Below are 16810 nucleotides of genomic sequence, written 5' to 3' on the forward strand. Positions count from 1 at the left end.
GTTATTTGACCGTGACCTGACCCAGTGCCGGCGTGCGCTCCCGAGCCTGATGCTCCGGCGCGTAGACCTGATAGAAACGTGCCGCAGGCAGGTTGAACTGGCCCTTCTGGGAGAAGCGGATCAAGTGCCGCAGACGCACTTCGCTGCTGTCGTTCAAGGCATCCAGCGGCACCGCGTAGCTCATCTGCCCGGGTTCGAAGCGGGCCTTCTCCAGGGACGCCGCTTCCGTGCCCGCAGGACCGGCCAGCTTGATCCCCCAGGTGGTGCGCTCGACATCGGCACCCGGCGGCAGCGGCACTTCCAGCATGCCGTACAGCAGCGGCCGCTTGCTCTCGTTGGCGATGATCACTTCGTCCAGGTACAGGCCGTCACTGGCGATCGGCTTGTTGCCCACCGGTTCCAGCTTGAAGGTGAACGCCTCGTCGCCCGGCACCAGGCGCAACAGACGACGGGTGATGTTCACCGGCAAGGGCGTGCCCGCCTCCAGTTGGCTCTGGTAACTGAGCGACGCACGCAACGGCCGCTCCGGCAATGGGTCCAGGGTCAGCACCGCAGGCACCTGCGGCCCCTGCCACAGCCAGTAGCGTTCGCCGCTGGCGCCTTGCTGCTGTTGCCAGCCCTGCCCCGGGTTCAGGGCCACGGCCGGTGCGGCCTGAGCCACGCTGCGCTGCAGCCAGGTCAGGGCCAGGGCCCGGTCCAGGGTCGGTTGCGATGGCAGCAGGCGTTGCAGCAGGGCACGCGCCGTCGCTTGATCGAAAGGCTTCAAGGACAGGTTGAGGGCCTGAGCGAACGGCTGCGAACTGAGGTCGAGCTGTTGCTGGGCCGCGTCCAACTGCGCCACGAAGGCCGGTGGCGGGGTGACCTTGGCGTCCCGCGCCAGGGCCGCGGTCAACACCCGGGCAGCGGCCAGACCGAGGGCCGAATCCGCATCCGCCATCACCAGGCTGTCGCTGCTTCCAGCGTCCACGCTGTCAGCCGGACCGCTACCGACCTTGGCCAGATCGTCCATCAGGCCCCTGACCAGCGTCGCGATCGGCAGGTTCATCTCACGGGCGAAGGACAGGATCAGCGCCCGTTGCAGCAACGGCGTATTGCCGGCCTGCTTGGCGTAGACCTCCAGCACCCGCTGCCAGTGCTCCGGCGGCAGGTTCAGGTCCATGACCTTGCTGGCATGCCAATCGGCGTAATAGGCGTAAGCGGTGAGGAAGGCGTCGGCATCGGCGTCTTCACCCCACCAGGTGAACGCCGCTTCCGGCCCGGCCATGTGCACCAGGCGCAGGCGACTGTTCTGCATGATCAGGCGCAAGCGATCGCGAATCTGCGGGTTGCTGGCCAGCGCCGGGTAGGCAACGCTCAACGGCAGCAGTTGGCTGGCGGTCTGTTCGACGCCGCCATAAGGGTATTCCAACAGGTCGTCCAGGGCCGAACGGAACAGCGCTTGCGGGCTGTCGTCCAGGCGCAGGCGGATCTGCGCGGCATCGGCCGGCAGGCCCAACGGCGTGCTGGTGCCGGCCACGTCCAGGCTCTGGGTCTGCACCGTCTGCCAACCGGCGGCACTGCTGAGCAGGCGCACGGCCAGGGCATCCACGGTCTTGCCGCCTTGCACCAGCTCGGCGCTCCACTCGCCGTTGCCCGGGGCAATGGCCGGCAGGGCCACGTAGTTGATACCGCTGTTGAGGGTCAGCGGCAGACGCTGGGACTCCCCGGCATAACGAACCACCAGCTCGGCCTTGGCCGTCTGCTCGGACTGGCTGAAAACAAACACCCCCAGCTCCGGCTTGTCGCCACTGCGGAAGCGGGTCGGGCCGCTCCACTTCAGGTACAGGGCTTTTTCCGAGCGCACGAACTGCTTCTTCTGCCCCACCTGGCCGTCATCGGCGATGGCCCGGGCAGTGATGCGCCAGCGGGTCAGGGAGTCGGGCATGCGGAAGGTGAAACGCGCCTTGCCGCTGCCATCGGTCACCAGCTCCGGCTGCCAGGCAGCGGTGTCAACGTCTTCGCGCCGTGGTCGCTCCAGCACCTTGACCCCGCGTTCGCTGCGGTTGGCTTTGCCTGGTGCGGTGGGGCTGCCCGGCAGGGCCACGTCGTAGCTGATGAACGACAGGCTGGCGCTGGTGCGCACATTGTTGCGCCGTGGGTGATAGAAGAACTGGTCGATACTTGGCGCCACTTCCGGTTGCAGGGCGTAGACCATTTCGTCCACCACGCTGACCGTCAGGTGCGCCGGCACCGGTTTGCCGGCGAACTGGGTGGACAGGTCCACGGTGACCAGGTCACCCGGCTGGTACTTGTCCTTGTCGGTGTGGATGGCCACATCGATCTGCGGCGTCAGCACCTTGATCCCGGCATTCTGGAAGCTGTATTCCCCGCCCTTGGTGTAGAGCACGGAGAAGGTCAGGTTCGGCGCGAAACTGTCCTTCACCGGGACCCGCACGCGGTATTGGGTGGGGCTGAGTTTTTCCACCTTCAGCCAGTCACCGCCCTTGGACAGCAGCGCCGTGGCCTCGACCTTGTCGCGCTCCAGCGACAGCAGCGCATCGTTGATCGGCTCGGGGAAGGTGATCAGCGCCAGGGCTTCATCACCGGCCTGGTACTCGGGCTTGTCGATAACGATTTCCACGGTACCCGGCACCGCTTTCACCCCTTCGCCGGTAACCGAGTGGCTGGTGCCGCCCAGGACCCGATCATGTTCGTCCTTCAGGGTCAGGTTGTAGGTGCCGGGACGCTCGAAGGCCAGGGCAAAGCCCTTGTCGGCCTCGCCCAGCTTGCCCTCGCCGGTGGACTGGTCTTCCAGGCGCACCCAACTGTAGCGGCTGGGGGAAACCTTCTGGCTCTGCTCGCCGGTGTTCTGGTTGACGTAGCTGAACTGCACCTTGTCGCCAGCGGCGCTGAAGCGCTGTGGCGCACTCAGGCTGAAGCTTGCAGCGCCGCGCTCGATGAGGATTTCCTTGGTGGTCTTGACCCGGTAGGCCGCGCCGTCACTGGCGAACACGGTGAGCATGTAGCGGCTAGGCTTGCTGGCCGCCGGCAGATCGAGGGTGGCACTGCCCTTGGCGTCGGTGGTCAGCTCGGCGCTGGTCAGTTCCACCGGGAACTGGCCCATGTACTGCAGCTCGTTGTCCACCATCGACAGTTGCTGAGCCCGCAGGCTCAGCTGCAGGCGCGCATTGGCCACCGGCTTGCCGTCCGGATAGAGCAGCACCAGATTGCCCTTCACCGGCTCACCGGTCTTGAAATCCGGCTTGGCCAGGCTCAGGGAAATCTCGAAATGCGGCTTGATGTATTCGGCCACGCGAAAGGCACTGCTGTAGACCTGGTCCTTGTAGGCAAAACGCAGCTCATAACCACCGGCCACGGCGTTTTCCGGCAGTTGGAAGCGGCCTTGGGTACCGGATTTGGCATCCAGGTTCAGGGTCAGGTTCTGCAGCGCGGTGCCAGCGGCATCCAGCACGCTGACATTCACCGTGCCGGCCCCCGGCTGCACCGAATCCCGGGCATTCTTGAACTCGCGGCCGACGATTTTCAGCGATACCCAGTCCCCCGGGCGATACAGCGGCCGGTCGGTAAAGGCATAGAGCTTGGTGTCGTAGATTTCGCTGTCGTAATAGAAATTCTCGGAGACGAATACCCCGCCTTCCTGGTCCTCGCCGATCACGTAGGAGCGCTCGGGGCTGACGTGTTTCAGGCGCACCAGGCCCTGCTCGTCAGTGGCGCCGCTGTTCATCACGCCCAGGCCGTCGGTCCACAGCACGTTGACCTTGGACACCGAGTTGCCTTCATGCTTGCCCGCGGCCCAGACCAGCAGTTCATCGCCGGCTATCTTGCTCACCGCCACGGTGTTGGAAACAAAGACCATGGTGGTGGCGCGGTACTTGCCCACCAGGGCTTCCACCAGGTACAGGCCCGGCTTGAGTTGCCCCAAGGGGATATAGACGTTGCCCGGCGCGACGTTGATGAACTGGCTGGAGGAACCGGACAGGTCAACCCCGGCCGGCGGCTGGATCGGCTTGGCCTGCCACAGCGGATAACGGAACTGGGTCACCAGCGGCAGCCCCGGGATCAGGGCGAACTGCGGCTGGGCGTCATAGGGGGTGGGCGCCAGCAGGGAGTTGCCGACCTTCAGTTCCGGCACCTCCTCGGTCACCTGCTTGCGCGACTCGTAGGAGAACGCCCGCTGCATCACCCGACGGGATTTGCGATACCAGTTGTCCCACAGGTAGGCCAGGGTGTTGGACAGGCCCTCGCCCTTGAACTGACCGTCACTGACCACCCGGTGCAGGTTCTTCTGGCGCTTGAGGAAGTCCAGCGGCTGGTTGATCCGGTACACCCGGATGTCGGCGCCGCCGTAGGGCTCCATGCGAAAGCGCCGGTAATCCCGACCCGGGGCCTCAAGGCGCACCATGGCCTGCTCGTCGCTGGCAAAGCTGCTGTCGGCCAGCAGGAAGAAACTCTCGCCGGAGACCGCCGCGTAATCGCTGGACGGCACCGAGTCTTCGGCATTGACCAGGCTCGCGGGGGCCGCGAGGGTCAGAACAACAGTCAGTCGAAACAGAAAACGCCACATACGCGATTCGCTCATTGGGTGAGGAAGTTCAGTCGATAGATGCCGATGAAGTTGGGGTTGGCGGGGTCGGGTATCCATCGGGTGTCCTTCCATGTCATCAGTTGCTGCACGCTGGCCGAGCGCATGCCGTTGTCGGTGGGGGTGGTGGTGCCGGTGTGATAGGCGATGTTGCGGCCCATCCAGATCATCAGGTGCTGGTCGTCGCCCTGGTCGAAGAACAGCAGGTCGCCGGGGCGCGCCTGACCCAGGTCACGGCTGACCAGGTGGCTGTTGAACTGGATCAGCTTGATTGCATTGACGTAGGGCCCGGTCTGGCCGCCGCCCTGCTGCCACTGCTGGGCCAGGCCACGCTGGCCTTCGCTCAATTGCAGCTCCGGCGGCAGGTAGCGATTGGACAAGCCGTTGGCCCGCAGCCACTTGCTGTCGTGGACCTTGAGCGCTTCGTTGGCGGCAAAGCGCACCAGCCCGGCGCAGTCCTGCTGATACCAGCGCGGACTGGGCCCCTGGCTCAGTTGCTCCTGGGCAATGCGCACGAACCAGGCACGGAACACCTGGGACTGCTGCACGTCCAGCGGCGGCACCTGGGTCGCGCCCACGGCATTGCTCAGCAACAGGGCCAACAGGCCGAGGCTGGACAGACTCTTGCGCCATGCACTCACAGCGCGCGCCATTGCAGGGGCAGCCATTGCCAGTGGCCGTTGGGCTCACTGCCTTCAGGCAGGGTCAGGGCGTACTTGCCATAACCGCCGAGGGTGCGCAGCTTGGGCACCAGGTAGGTTTGCGCGGCGTTGTTGAACACCGGCTCCATGTCCTGGGGCAGGCTGTCGAAGGTTTCCTGCTGGATCAGCTGCGCCAGGGACTGCGGGCCCAGGTACACCGGCATCAGCGCATCCTTGGGCACCACGTCGGCCAGGGGCGGGAAGCGCTTGTCCAGGGTGCCCAGGGCCTTGGTCACCAACTTGTCGTCCAGGGAGAACACCAGGGTCGAACCGTGGCGGGCCAGGCTGACCTGCATGAAGGCGCGGCCGGTGATGGCTTGCGGGTCCTTGGCCTCCTTGGCCGGGTACTGGCCGAAGTTGGAGCTGACCTGGCGCTGCCACTGGTGCACCTCGCCATTGTGTTGCTCGACCACCGGGAACAGGCGCTCCGGCACCTTGCTTTCCCGGGCCCCGACCATGGAGCCGAACAGCTTGCCCAGTTCTCCATCGAGCCGGGTGTTGTCCTTGTCCTTGAGGCTGGCCACCAACAGCGGCGTGTATAGCCGGGAATCGGCGTACCAGCACAGCCCGGCGGTGCCGGCCATGTGCTCGGTCAGGGTCGTGGCCATCGTTTCTTCAGCACCGAGCTTGACCAGCAAGGGCTTCTGCTGCTCCGCCGCCAGAGGCAGCGCCACGCAGGCACTGGCGCCCATGGGCATGGCCTGCCAGATCGGCTTGAAGTCGAAGTCCGGCTGGTTGTCCTGCTCCAGCAGGGCCAGATAACTGTGCCAGCCCTTGTCGTCCATGTCGAAACGCAGACCGGCGAAGTTGGGGATGAACCGCTGGTAACCCATGGCCAGGACACCGGCGTTGACCGCCAACCGCTGCTGCACCTCGGGCTTGCGCGCCTCCAGGCCGAACGCCTCGGGGAACAGCTTGTCACCGTTGAGCAGCGCCTCCAGGGCCGCCGTGGAGACGGCGCCGTGTTGATCGTCGGCACCTTGGCTCAGGTCGTACAGTTTGCTCGGGTTGGACAACACCACCAGCTTGTCGCCGTGGGAGGCGAACGCCAGGGATTTGCCGGCGTTGTAGTTCAGTTGGTACAGCGTCACCGCATCGCCACCGACCTTGAGCTCGGCCAGCTTGCTCAGTTGCGTGTCGTCCAGGGCGACCTTGGCCAGAGGCTCCAGCAGCTTGGCCAGGCCGCCGCGGTCCATCACCAGCAGGAAGTCCTTGAGGCGCCCGTCGGCACCGCGCCACAACGCCACGTCCGCCGGCTGGTCGAACAGTTGTTCGATCAGGTTGTCCTGCAGTTTCAGGTCATGCTCGTAGATGATCCGCCGCAGACTGCCGATCAGCCCCAGGCGGTCGGCGTGGGCCTGATAGTAGAAGACGAAGTCCTCGGTCAGGGTTTCCTTGAGGAAAGGCACCGCCAGCAGGTCCTTGGGCAGTTGCGTCAGGGAATGGGTTTCCAGCAGCCCGTCAGGACGACTCAGGCCCAGCTTGTCGCCGGCCAGATCGGCCTGCGGGGTCTTGGGCTTGCAGCCCACGCCCGCGATGGCGGCCGCCACCAGGCACAGGCCCGCGACCAGAGCCGGCCAGCGCCGTTTGCTGCCGGATTGTTCAGGGCCGGGCACGCCGGCCACCGGGGATGCGGTGTTTTCGCTCATGATTCACAAAGCCCAATTCATCCGTGGTGCGGGATGTTCAATAGTTGAAAGACTTGACCAGCAACAGGTCGCCGATGGCCCGCATGGGCACGATAAAGGTCTCGCGTTTCTCATCGACGGTGTTTTCGTTAAGGATCAGGTTGATCTGCGAGGTGATCACCTCGTTCTGATTGCTGCCTTCGTCGAAGTTGTACCCGCCACTGCCGAAGTTGCCCCAGTAGTTGACGTAGATCAGATAGGTGCCCCGCAGCGGCGCGGTCATGGTGAACATCTCCGGTCCCGGGCCGTCGACGCCGTCCGGGTCCAGGCCGCCGCCATTGGTCAGGCCGGGGTGGCCGAAGAAGGCGTGCTGGCCGTCGGGGGTGATGATGTGCATGTCCAGCTCGGCCTTGGGATCGTCCCAGCCCAGCACCACGCGGATCCGCGGCGGGGTCTTGTTCGGGTTGGCCTCGTAGAACTGCACGCGCTTGAGGGACTTGCCCTCGGAGCTGCGCACTTCGACGCTGTTGGAGCCGGCGCCAAACGCATAAGGGCGGGCGAAGCGGCCCTGTTCGTCGGTGTACAGATTCAGCGGATTGCCGTTGACCGACAGACTGTGGGGCTGGCGCAAATGGCCGATGGCCTTGAGCTGGCCTTCGATCAGGGTGCGATTGCGCTGGACGCCGCGGTCGATAGGTGGCGTCGGGTAGGCCACCCGGTCCTGCTCGGTGCGGTCCAGCAAGCCGGAATAGCGCCAGCCGGCCAGGGGTTCCTGCAGCTCGGCGGAAGGCTCGGCGAGGGCCGTGCCGGCCAGCAGCAAGGTCAGCAGAAGGGAGGAGAAAACGCGCATGTAATGCGTCCTGCCATGCATGGGGAAACCCTGGCGCCAGATCCTCGGCGCGGCTGCAAATATTCACAATGGGAGCGCCCGGCGACAACGGGCGTTGGAAAGGCCGCAGATTAGCGATTTGGTGCCTGTTACACAATTGGCGAAAAGGGATTTTGCAGGGCAATCGACACCCCGCCGAATTCCGCCCCGCAAGTGCCACTACGGCGACATCACACCCCTGCAGAAAGGTGGCTTTAAGCCATTATTTGCCCGCCTCACAGGCCGCCAAGCTCCGCCCTTAGTTCAAGTACGAATCTGCCCCGGAGCGTCCGCCTCTTCAGCACCCGCAGGTGTCCGGCCATCAACCACCGACGGCTTGCCGCTGGCCCCTGCGGCAAGCGCTCTGGAATGCCTGTTGCGCCCATCGACCCGGCCATCGCCCCTGGCAGCCGGGTGCCATCGCCCATTCCCTCAAGGAATGACCCCATACCCATTAGTCGATTGCCACCGCGCACCGCTCAACGCTTATCTAGGACCGTCGCAGCGCTGCACGGCGGCGCCCTGCAACTGCGGCCTCGCCTGGCCATAAAAAAGATAAGCAACGGGAGTGCCTCACTGATGAAGTATCCGTTAAGAGCCTGGGTCTTCTGGCCCACCTTCCTGATTCTGTTGGCAGCGGTGATTGCCAGTCACCTTGATCTGCAGGGCTTCCTGGCGGTGAGCAGGCAGCTCAACCGGATCATCCTCGACAACTTTTCCTGGCTGTTCAGCGCCGGCAGCTTCTTCCTCCTGGTACTGACCGCCATCGTCTACTTTTCGCCCCTGGGGCGGGTGCGCATCGGTGGCGAAGACGCCAAGCCCCTGCTGAGCAAGCCGCGCTGGTTCATGGTGGCCCTGTGCACCACCCTGGCGGTCGGCGTGCTGTTCTGGACCACCGCCGAGCCGCTCTATCACCTGTATGGCCCACCCCCGAGCCTGAACATCGAAGCCGGCAGCAGCGAGGCCAAGCACTTCGCCATGTCCAGCATGTTCCTGCACTGGACCCTGACGCCCTACGCCATCTATCTGGTGCCCTCACTGGTGTTCGCCCTGGTTTTCTACAACCTGCGCGGCCACTTCTCCATCGGCGCCATGCTGCAGCCCCTGCTCGGCCAGGCATGGGTCAAGCGCCATGCCGGGCTGATCGACACCCTGGCGATGTTCGCCCTGGTGGCGGGCATGGCCTCTTCCCTGGGCACCGGCGCCCTGACCCTGTCCGGCGGCCTGAGCCAGTACATCGGCGGAGAAACCACACCGCTGCGCCTGGGACTGATCATCGCGGTGATCGTCGCCACCTTCGTGTTCTCCGCCGCCAGCGGCTTGCAGAAGGGCATCGTCAAGTTCTCCACCTTCAATACCTGGATCATGCTGGCCCTGGGGCTGTTCGTTCTGGTCTGCGGGCCGACCCTGTACATCTTCAGCCTCGGCATCGAGTCCTTCGGCACCTACCTGCAGACCTTCTTCGGCCGCAGCCTCTTCACCGGCGCGGCCAGTGGCGACCACTGGCCCCAGAGCTGGACGGTGTTCTACTGGTCGGTGTGGTTCGCCTGGGCCCCGGTGAGCGCCATGTTCCTCGGCAAGATCGGCCGTGGTTACACCGTGCGCGAGTTCATCCACATCTCCATGCTCTACCCGGCGCTGTTCACCGCCCTGTGGATCTGCATCTTCTCCGGCAGCAGCCTGTACTTCGACGCCCAGGGTGATGGGGTACTCAACCGCGTGCTCAACGAGCAAGGGGTGGAGCACGTGCTGTACCAGGTGTTCCAGCAGTTGCCGGCGAGCGGACTGATCATTGCCTTCCTGCTGTTCATTGCCTTCATCTCCTTCGTCACCGCTGCCGACTCCAGCACCGACGTCATCGGCAATCTATGCAGTCGCGGGGTCACTGCCGATTCCGATCTGGACGGCAGCCCGCTGCTCAAGGTGATCTGGGGCGCGATCATCGGCTGCGTGTCCTGGGTGATGGTGGCCTACGTCGGCATCGACGGGGTCAAGATGCTCTCCAACCTGGGCGGGCTGCCGGGCATGCTGATCGTCCTGCTCTCCAGCAGCGCACTGATCATCTGGATGAAAAACCCATCCTTGCTGACGCCGCCGCTGCCGGCGGACGAGCTCCGGGAAAGCCACTCGCCACGAGGGCCTACCCCATGAACGTCCGTCTCCTGATCCTGGGCGGCCTGGGCCTGACGCTGCTCTGCCCGGCGCTGGCCCACGCCAGTCAGGCGCAATCCCGGGGCTTTGTCGAAGACAGCCGAATCAACGGCCTGGTGCGCAACAACTACCGCAACAACGACCATCGTCAGTTGGACCTGGATGCCCGCGAATGGGGCCAGGGCCTGCAGCTGGACTACGCCTCCGGCTACACCCAAGGCACCCTGGGCTGGGGCCTGGATGCCCATGCCTATTTCGCCACCCGGCTCGACAGCGGCGGCGGCCGGGCGCGCACCATGATGCTGGTCAGCGACAGCGACGGCAGCAGCCGCCGGGAATCGGCCACCGCCGGGGCCGCGCTGAAAGTGCGCCTGTCCAATACCGAGCTCAAGTACGGCGACCTGCGGCCACAGACCCCGGTGCTGGCCCTGGCCGACAACCGGCTGATGCCGGCGACCGCCACCGGCCTGGCTTTCAGCAGCCGCGAGGTGGAAGGCCTGTTGCTGGAGGGCGGACACTTCACCGCCTCCCGGGACTTCAACCAGACCGGTCATCGGGGCGGTTTCCACGCCGGTTACGCCAGGGTCGAGGGCGGCGACGCCAGCTATCTGGGCGGCACCTACCAGTTGCATCCCCAGGTCGAGCTGGGGCTCTACAGCTCGCGCTACCAGGATCTGTGGCGCCAGCATTACCTCAACCTCAACCTCGACCAGCCCCTGGACGCCGAGGATCGGCGCAGCCTGAACCTGGACTTGCGGCTCTATCGCTCCCTGGACGATGGCAAGGCCCTGGCCGGAGACATCGCGGTAACGGCCTGGTCGGCGGCGCTGGCCCTGAAGGAGGGTCCGCACACCGTGACCCTGGCCCACCAACGCATCCATGGCCAGCAGCCCTTCGACTACCTGGCCCTGAGCGGCGGCGGCTTCCACGGCTCGATCTACCTGGCCAACGCCTCGCTGATCGCCGACTTCAACGGCCCCGGCGAGCGCTCCTGGAGCCTGGGTTACCGACTCGACCTGGAGCACCTGGGCCTGCCCGGCCTGTCCTTGGGCACCCGCTACATCCGCGGCAGCCATGTCGACGGCCGGCGGATCCCCCAGGACAGCCCCTACCGCTACTACGCCGACAAGGAGCGCCAATGGGAGCGGGACATCGACCTGAGCTACCGGGTGCAGAGCGGCGTCGCCAAGGACCTGTCCCTGAGCCTGCGCCAGGGCACCTACCGCATCCACGGAACTTCGAACGGCGATATCGACCACATCCGCCTGGTCACCGAATACCCCTTCAGCCTGCTGTGATCCACCGCGCTCGGCCCGGTGCCGGCCCCTTTTTCGACTGGAGTAGCCCATGGACGTTATCCGCGACTTTCCCCATCCGATCCGCGAGATCGAGCACTGCCTGATCCCTCTGCGTGACGGCACCCAACTGGCCGCGCGTATCTGGCTGCCGGCCGATGCCGGCACCCGGCGTTACCCGGCGATCCTCGAATACCTGCCCTACCGCAAGCGCGACGGCACCGCCGTGCGCGATGCCCTGACCCACCCCTGGATGGCGGGCCAGGGTTACGCCTGCGTGCGCGTGGACATGCGCGGCAACGGCGAGTCCCAAGGCTTGATGGCCGACGAGTACCTGCCGCAGGAACAACAGGACGCCCTGGAAGTGCTCGACTGGCTCTGCGCCCAACCCTGGTGCGACGGCAACCTGGGAATGATGGGCATCTCCTGGGGCGGCTTCAACGGCCTGCAGGTGGCCGCCCATCAACCCCCAGCGCTGAAAGCCATCATTACCCTGTGCTCCACCGACGACCGCTACGCCGACGACATTCATTACAAGGGCGGCAACCTGTTGATGGAGAACCAGGGCTGGGCCGCCACCATGCTCAACTTCAGCGCCGCCGTACCCGACCCGCTGCTGGTACAGGACTGGCAGGCGCAATGGCAGCAACGCCTGGACGCCATGCCGCTGCTGGCGGAAACCTGGCTGCAGCATCAGACCCGTGACGACTACTGGCGCCAGGGCTCGGTGTGCGAGGACTACGCGGCAATCAAGGCCGCGGTGTACTGCATCGGCGGCTGGGGCGATGCCTACAAGAACAGCGTGCCGCGCCTGATGCAGCACCTGAATGGCCCGAAGAAAGCCCTGCTCGGGCCCTGGATCCACAAGTACCCGCACTTTGCCGTGCCCAACCCGGCCATTGGTTTTCTCCAGGAGGCCAAGCGCTGGTGGGACCACTGGCTCAAGGGCATCGACAACGGGGTGATGGACGAGCCCGCCTGCACCTTCTACCTGCAGGACGCCGTGCCGCCCAAGGCCAGCTACGCCGAACGCCCGGGTGTCTGGGTGCAGACCGCCGGCTGGCCCGCCCCACAGATCCAGTGGCAGAGCTTCAGCCTCAGCGCCAGCGGGCTCAGCGCAGGAGAGCAAGCGCTGAGCGAAAAACGCAGCATCTGCTCGCCCCTGACCACCGGCCTGCATCAGGGCGAGTACTGCGCCATCTGGTTCGGCCCGGACGGCCCCACCGACCAGCGCCGGGACGACGCCCACTCGCTGTGCTTCGACAGCCAGCCCTTGAGCGAACCCCTGGCCTTGCTGGGTGATGTGCGCCTGGACCTGCGCCTGACCTCGGACCGGCCTTGCGGGCAGATCGTCGCCCGGCTCAATGCCGTGGCCCCGGACGGTCAGGTGGCGCAGATCACCTACGGCACCCTGAACCTGTCGCTACGCGACGACTTCGCCGTGGCCAGCCCACCCGAGCCCGGCGCGCCCCTGCAGGTGCGCTTCAACCTCGACCATGTCGGTTATCGCCTGCCGGCCGGCTATCGCCTGCGCCTGGCGTTGAGCACCGCCAGTTTCCCCTTGCTGTGGCCAGCCCGGGAGCTGACCACCCTGACCCTGCTGCCCGAGCTGCAGAGCGTGCAATTGCCGGTGTTCATCGGCAAACCCGTGGCGTGTCCGTTCGAAGCCCCGCAAAGCGCGCCTCCGGCCAACCTGGAAATCATCCGCGCCGCCGCCCCCAAGCGCACCCTCAGCGAAGACGTAGCCAGCGGCGAAGTCTGCGTGCGTATCGATGACGATCTGGGCGCCATGCGCTTGCTCGATCACGGCCTGTGGGTCGACCAGCGCTGCACCGAGCAATACCGCACCCTGCCCTGGGACCCGCTGTCGACCCGGGCCGACATCCAATGGCACTACCGGGCCGGCCGCGGCACCTGGTCGGTGGAGGTGGACAGCACCCTGGGCCTGCACGCCGACGCCCAATGGTTCTACCTGCGCGCCACCCAGGTTGCGCGGCTCGATGGCCGGCAGACCCATCAACGCCAGTGGCACAAACGGATCGCCCGATCCACGCTGTAAAGCGTGGCAGGATGCCCAATCTCCGAGACACGGCGGGACGCAGGACACAGCGCCCGCCCCCTGCAGACTGGTACCCGCATGTCGCATCGAAACGTCGATCTGCCCCCTCTCAACTGCCTGCAGCCTTTCGAGGCCGTGGCCCGTCATTTGAGCTTTACCCGGGCCGCCCAGGAACTGAACCTGACCCAGAGCGCGGTCAGCCGCCAGATCAAGCGGCTGGAGGAAAACCTCGCCCGGCCGCTGTTCCACCGCCACAACCTGGGCATCAGCCTGACCCCGGCGGGCGAGCGCTACTTTCGCACCATCCAGCGCCTGCTGCGCGAGCTGGACCGCGAGTCCGCGGAACTGCGCCGCCGCGGCGCCGAGCGCCAACTGACCCTGGCCAGCACCCCGACCATCAGCTCGATCTGGCTGGCGCGCCTGCTGCCGGCGTTCCAGAGCCTGTATCCGGAGCTGGACATCCGCATCCTCTGCAGTGAAAGCCCCTTGCACCTGGATGTCAGCGAGTACGACCTGGGACTGTTCTATCACCTGGACGAGTTGCCGGCGCCCCTGGGCCTGGAGCTGACCCCGGTATTTGCCGGAGAGCAGGTGATCTGCGTCTGCAGCCCGGACTACCTGAGCCGCAAGGGGCCGATTCGCGATCCGCAACACCTGCTGCAGGAGCACCGGCTGCTGATCGTCGAGGACCACTATCACGACTGGCTGACCTGGTCCGACTGGTTCAGCGCCGTGGGCGCGACCTATCACTCCCCGCAACACGCCCTGCGCACCAACAGCTACCAGTTGCTGATGCAGTCGGCGGTGATGGGCCAGGGCGTGGCCCTGGGCTGGGAAAGCCTGTTGCAGGACGAACTCGCCGCCGGACGCCTGCAACGCGCGCTACCGCAGCGCATGCCCAGCCGCGGGCGCCTGAACCTGATGCAACCGCACCACCGCAATCCGCCCACCGCCGTGCGCCGCTTTCGCCAATGGCTGCTGGAGCATGCCCAGCTGGCCCACGAAACCGGTCCTTGACCGCCCAGACCTGACGACTTCATGAACCTGACCCTGCTGACATTTCCCGCGCTGTACTGCGCCACCCTCCTGATGCTCACCGGCAACGGGCTGTTCTTCAGCTATATCGGCCTGCGCCTGACCGGCGACGGGGTTGGTGAACTGTGGATCGGCGGCCTGACTGCGGCCTACTACGCCGGCATGGTCGGCGGCGCCAAGTTCGGCCATCGGATGATCGCCGCGGTTGGCCACATCCGTTCCTACGTCGCCTGCGCAGGTGCCGCGACCATGATCGTGCTCCTGCACATGCTGTTCGAGGCGCTGTGGCTGTGGCTGGCGCTGCGCTTCATCACCGGCCTGGTGATGATGAACCAGTACATGGTGATCGAAAGCTGGCTCAACGAGCAGGCAGGCAACCAGCAGCGTGGAGCGGTATTCGCCGGCTACATGGTGGCGGTGTCCCTGGGCCTGATCCTCGGCCAGGGGGTGCTGATCTGGCGCCCCGAGCTGGACTTCAAGCCGCTACTGATCGTCGCCCTGTGTTTCGCCGCCTGCCTGTTGCCCGTCGCCCTGACCCGGCGCCTGCACCCGGCCAGACTGGAGGCGGCGCCGCTGCAGATCGGCTTTTTCTGGCAGCGGGTGCCGCAAGCCCTGAGCACGGTATTTGTCACCGGGCTGCTGGTGGGTTCGTTCTATGCCCTGGCACCGGTATTCATCACCTTGAGCGGCCTGGACACGGCCCAGGCCGGCACCTTCGTCGCCGTGGCGATCCTCGCCGGCCTGTGCGGCCAGTGGCCGCTCGGCTGGCTTTCGGATCGCCTCGACCGCGCGCAGCTGATCCGCGCCTGCGCACTGCTGCTGTGCCTGGTGAGCGTGCCTTTGTGGGGGCTGTTCAGTCTGTCGTTCACCTGGATGTTGCTGTTCGCCTGCCTCAGCGGCCTGCTGCTGTTCAGCCTCTACCCACTGGCAGTCGCCCTGGCCAACGAGCACATCGAACAATCCCGACGCGTGGCCCTGAGCGCCATGCTACTGGCCACCCACGGTGTTGGCGCCTGCCTGGGCCCCTTGCTCAGCGGCGCCCTGATGGACCTCTACGGGCACCAGGTCTTCTACCTGATGTTTTCGGCGTTCGCCCTGCTGCTGGCCTGGCGGGTACAACCGAGCAAGGTCAGCGAGGAGTTTCGGGGTGAGGCCGATACCGGTTCCCCCTGATACCGCCGCGGTGCAAGTGAAGGTCAAGCCGGATCGCTCGCCAAAGCCCCTCCAAAACGCCTCCTTGCACCGGCCCGCAGGGCGCCTGGCGCCACCCGGGTCCGGGTGTGCCAGCGAGCTCTTCTCATTTGCCCGAAACCCCGGTGTCTGCTAGTGTCGCGCCGGTTTAACGTCAACCGGGATAGCCGCCATGGCCCGCAAAAAAGCTGCCTTAGATTTCGAACAATCCCTCGCCGACCTGCAAACCCTGGTCGAGCGTCTGGAGAACGGCGAGCTGTCGCTGGAAGACTCGTTGACCGCCTTTGAACAAGGCATCGGCCTGACCCGTGATTGCCAGGCCGCCCTGGCCCAGGCCGAGCAGAAGGTGCAGATCCTGCTGGAACGCGACGGCGAACTGGCCGAACAACCCTTCGATGCGGAACAGCCAGAATGATTGCCGCTTATCAGGCCGCCAGCCAGGCCCGCGTCGACGCTGCAATGCACACCCTGTTCACCGCTCCCAGCCCCGAACTTGCCCGTCTTTATGAAGCCATGCGCTACAGCGTGATGAATGGCGGCAAACGCGTGCGCCCGCTGCTGGCCTATGCCGCCTGCGAGGCCCTGGGCGGCCGGCCCGAACAAGCCAACGGCGCGGCCTGCGCGGTGGAACTGATTCACGCCTACTCCCTGGTCCACGACGACCTGCCGGCCATGGACGATGACGATCTGCGGCGCGGCCAGCCCACCACCCACAAAGCCTTCGACGAAGCCTGCGCGATTCTCGCCGGCGACGGCCTGCAGAGCCTGGCGTTCAGTGCCCTGCTGGACCCGGGCCTGAGCGACGCCAGCGCCGAGATCCGGCTGCGCATGGTCACCACCCTGGCCCAGGCCGCAGGCCCGGCGGGCATGGTGGGCGGCCAGGCCATCGACCTGGGCTCGGTAGGCCTCAAGCTCGATCAGCAAGCCCTGGAATACATGCATCGGCACAAGACCGGCGCGCTGATCGAAGCCAGCGTGATCCTCGGCGCCCTGGCCAGCGGCCGGGCCGAGAAAGACGAGCTCAAATCCCTGCAGACCTACGCTCAGGCTGTCGGCCTGGCGTTCCAGGTGCAGGACGACATCCTCGACGTCGAAAGCGATACCGCCACCCTGGGCAAGCGCCAGGGCGCCGACATCGCCCGGGACAAACCGACCTACCCGGCGCTGCTGGGGCTGGCCGCGGCCAAGGAATACGCTCTGGAGCTGCGGGACCAGGCGCTGCATGCGCTGCGTCCGTTTGACGCAGCGGCCGAGCCCCTGCGCGAGCTGGCGCGGTATATCGTCGAGCGCCGCCACTGAT

General features: G+C 65.8%; 11 protein-coding genes. 7 read left to right on the forward strand and 4 right to left on the reverse strand.

Annotated elements, in window-relative coordinates:
• Nucleotide 1 precedes the first annotated feature (1 nt).
• From PST29_RS26745 to PST29_RS26760, 4 genes are read right to left on the reverse strand one after another with little or no spacing between them, the layout of a single operon-like run.
• A complete protein-coding gene (locus tag PST29_RS26745) occupies nt 2-4579 on the reverse strand; it encodes an alpha-2-macroglobulin family protein (protein WP_082729301.1) in 4578 nt (1525 codons plus the stop codon).
• Nucleotides 4576-5235: a DUF1175 domain-containing protein gene (locus tag PST29_RS26750; protein ID WP_060841286.1), complete on the reverse strand. Its 660-nt coding sequence runs from the start codon at nt 5233-5235 to the stop codon at nt 4576-4578. The genes PST29_RS26745 and PST29_RS26750 overlap by 4 nt, the downstream gene beginning before the upstream one ends.
• Nucleotides 5220-6932, reverse strand: coding sequence for a DUF2138 domain-containing protein (locus PST29_RS26755; RefSeq protein WP_060844746.1), 1713 nt, complete (start codon nt 6930-6932; stop codon nt 5220-5222). The genes PST29_RS26750 and PST29_RS26755 overlap by 16 nt, the downstream gene beginning before the upstream one ends.
• 37 nt (nt 6933-6969) lie before the next feature.
• Nucleotides 6970-7761 carry a YfaP family protein gene (locus tag PST29_RS26760; protein ID WP_060844747.1) on the reverse strand — a complete coding sequence of 264 codons (792 nt, stop codon included), beginning with the start codon at nt 7759-7761 and terminating at the stop codon, nt 6970-6972.
• Nucleotides 7762-8358: 597 nt separating this feature from the next.
• Here PST29_RS26760 and PST29_RS26770 point away from each other — a divergent pair.
• From PST29_RS26770 to ispA, 7 genes are all read left to right on the forward strand, one after another.
• Complete coding sequence (locus PST29_RS26770; RefSeq protein WP_060844749.1) at nt 8359-9930, forward strand: BCCT family transporter; 1572 nt, start codon at nt 8359-8361, stop codon at nt 9928-9930.
• The gene (locus PST29_RS26775) at nt 9927-11228 is read left to right on the forward strand and encodes an OprD family outer membrane porin (protein ID WP_060844750.1); all 1302 of its coding nucleotides are present in this window, start codon (nt 9927-9929) and stop codon (nt 11226-11228) included. Before PST29_RS26770 ends, PST29_RS26775 begins: the two co-directional genes overlap by 4 nt.
• Before the next feature lie 49 nt (nt 11229-11277).
• Nucleotides 11278-13284, forward strand: a complete 2007-nt coding sequence (locus tag PST29_RS26780) for a CocE/NonD family hydrolase (RefSeq protein ID WP_060844751.1) — start codon at nt 11278-11280, stop codon at nt 13282-13284.
• A gap of 78 nt (nt 13285-13362) precedes the next feature.
• Nucleotides 13363-14301 carry a LysR substrate-binding domain-containing protein gene (locus PST29_RS26785; RefSeq protein WP_060844752.1) on the forward strand — a complete coding sequence of 313 codons (939 nt, stop codon included), beginning with the start codon at nt 13363-13365 and terminating at the stop codon, nt 14299-14301.
• 21 nt (nt 14302-14322) lie between these two features.
• Nucleotides 14323-15492 (forward strand): MFS transporter, encoded by a 1170-nt coding sequence (locus tag PST29_RS26790; RefSeq protein ID WP_082729302.1) that lies wholly within the window; start codon nt 14323-14325, stop codon nt 15490-15492.
• 190 nt (nt 15493-15682) lie between these two features.
• A complete protein-coding gene (locus PST29_RS26795) occupies nt 15683-15925 on the forward strand; it encodes an exodeoxyribonuclease VII small subunit (RefSeq protein WP_011063724.1) in 243 nt (80 codons plus the stop codon).
• Complete coding sequence (gene ispA, locus PST29_RS26800; RefSeq protein WP_060841295.1) at nt 15922-16809, forward strand: (2E,6E)-farnesyl diphosphate synthase; 888 nt, start codon at nt 15922-15924, stop codon at nt 16807-16809. The genes PST29_RS26795 and ispA overlap by 4 nt, the downstream gene beginning before the upstream one ends.
• The last annotated feature ends 1 nt before the right edge of the window (nt 16810 follow it).

It is taken from the genome of Pseudomonas sp. St29, from assembly GCF_001547915.1.
Lineage (GTDB): Bacteria > Pseudomonadota > Gammaproteobacteria > Pseudomonadales > Pseudomonadaceae > Aquipseudomonas.

Excerpts from the sequence above, each read along its gene's own strand:
- PST29_RS26745 (WP_082729301.1), bottom strand. The coding sequence starts at position 4,579 with ATGAGCGAATCGCGTATGTGGCGTTTTCTGTTTCGACTGACTGTTGTT.
- PST29_RS26750 (WP_060841286.1), bottom strand. The coding sequence starts at position 5,235 with ATGGCGCGCGCTGTGAGTGCATGGCGCAAGAGTCTGTCCAGCCTCGGC.
- PST29_RS26755 (WP_060844746.1), bottom strand. The coding sequence starts at position 6,932 with ATGAGCGAAAACACCGCATCCCCGGTGGCCGGCGTGCCCGGCCCTGAA.
- PST29_RS26760 (WP_060844747.1), bottom strand. The coding sequence starts at position 7,761 with ATGCGCGTTTTCTCCTCCCTTCTGCTGACCTTGCTGCTGGCCGGCACG.
- PST29_RS26770 (WP_060844749.1), top strand. The coding sequence starts at position 8,359 with ATGAAGTATCCGTTAAGAGCCTGGGTCTTCTGGCCCACCTTCCTGATT.
- PST29_RS26775 (WP_060844750.1), top strand. The coding sequence starts at position 9,927 with ATGAACGTCCGTCTCCTGATCCTGGGCGGCCTGGGCCTGACGCTGCTC.
- PST29_RS26780 (WP_060844751.1), top strand. The coding sequence starts at position 11,278 with ATGGACGTTATCCGCGACTTTCCCCATCCGATCCGCGAGATCGAGCAC.
- PST29_RS26785 (WP_060844752.1), top strand. The coding sequence starts at position 13,363 with ATGTCGCATCGAAACGTCGATCTGCCCCCTCTCAACTGCCTGCAGCCT.
- PST29_RS26790 (WP_082729302.1), top strand. The coding sequence starts at position 14,323 with ATGAACCTGACCCTGCTGACATTTCCCGCGCTGTACTGCGCCACCCTC.
- PST29_RS26795 (WP_011063724.1), top strand. The coding sequence starts at position 15,683 with ATGGCCCGCAAAAAAGCTGCCTTAGATTTCGAACAATCCCTCGCCGAC.
- ispA (WP_060841295.1), top strand. The coding sequence starts at position 15,922 with ATGATTGCCGCTTATCAGGCCGCCAGCCAGGCCCGCGTCGACGCTGCA.